General features: G+C 71.6%; 2 protein-coding genes. Both read right to left on the bottom strand.

Annotated features, from left to right (window positions below; genetic code table 11):
* Positions 1 to 804 (bottom strand): permease prefix domain 1-containing protein (locus NBW84_RS09800; RefSeq protein WP_250283825.1); only part of this gene is annotated, 804 nt, incomplete at its 3' end.
* The gene (locus tag NBW84_RS09795) at positions 801 to 1,175 is read right to left on the bottom strand and encodes a helix-turn-helix transcriptional regulator (protein WP_250283822.1); all 375 of its coding nucleotides are present in this window, start codon (positions 1,173 to 1,175) and stop codon (positions 801 to 803) included. The genes NBW84_RS09800 and NBW84_RS09795, both read right to left, overlap by 4 nt.
* Positions 1,176 to 1,247 lie beyond the last annotated feature (72 nt).

Genomic DNA, 1,247 nt, shown 5'->3' with positions numbered 1-1,247 from the left:
TGCGCCGCAGGGGAGGAGCCACTGCGCGAGGAACACCTCCGGGTCGATCCCGATCGCCTTGAAGGTGCCGGCCGTGAACGCGATGAGCACGCCGCCACCGAGCGCGAGGAGCACGAAGTAGACGAACCACTCGCCGGTGAACCGGATGAAGTCCATCCGCCGGCGTGACGAGCGCCATGCGTCGCCGGCGTAGGCCAGGCCGACCGCGAGCCACAGCGCGATCGGGAGGTGGATGCTGGTGAGCACCACCGATTGCGACGTGGCGGCCAGCGGGTAGACGTTGGCCGCCACGGCGCCGAGCGCGAACAGCGCGACCAGCACCCCGAGCAGCGGGCGGCGGACCTGGCGGCGCCAGGCGAGGAAACCCGCCAGCCAGGGCAGTACGAGAACGCCCACGTTCGGCCCGTAGAACGCGCCGTCGTGTTCCAGGCTCACCCCGAACAGCTCCGGCACCCGGACCGACACCGCGGCGCCGACCGCGCAGAGGACCAGTGCCCGCAGGTCCCTGCGCGACCGGGCGTCCACGGTCCCGTTACCGGTGAGCACCAGCTGTTTCCACAGCCGTTCCGAGTGCTCCCGGGCGAACTCGCGGGAGAGCTCGTCGAGGCTGCCCATCCGTTTCACCGCGACCAGGAACGCCTCGTCCGTGCTCAGCCCGGCCGCGACGAGCGCGTCGACGGAGCCGCGCAGGTGGTCCTCCAGCTCGTCGGCGTCGGGCTGCGCCAGCTCGCGGCGGCGCTGCACGTAGCGCCGCCACTGCGCGAACTGCGACTCCAGCTCGACGGAGCTGTCCGGTGTGGTCATGCCAGGCCCTCCAGCGGGATCGCTGGCAGCGTCCCGCGGTCGTGTGGGTCGAGCCAGATGTCCCGCAGCGCGCCCACCACCGTGTCCCACTGGCGGCGCTGCTCGGCCAGCTCGGCCCGGCCCTTGTCGGTGATGCGGTAGTACCTGCGCCGCCGTTCGCTGGTCGCCGACCGCCAGGTCGCCTCCACGCAGCCGAGGCGCTCAAGCCGGTGCAGCAGCGGGTACAGCAGACCCTCGGTCCAGTCCAGCTCGCCGCCGGACAGCTCGTGGATCCGTTTGAGGATCGCGTAGCCGTAGCTTTCCCCCTCGGCCAGGATGCCGAGCACCATCGGCGTCGCCGAGGCGGCCACCAGATCCTTGGCGACCTTCACCAGGCCTCACTCCGTTCGGTCTCCCCGCCCGGGCCCTGGACGGGATGCGAACGGGGAACCCTAGCAGTGTGC

Origin of the sequence: Protofrankia sp. CiP1_Cm_nod2 (assembly GCF_920664355.1) — a bacterium.
Lineage (GTDB): Bacteria > Actinomycetota > Actinomycetes > Frankiales > Frankiaceae > Protofrankia.
The sequence above is the reverse complement of the archived record's forward strand: the minus strand, read 5'-3'. Positions and strand labels throughout refer to the sequence as shown.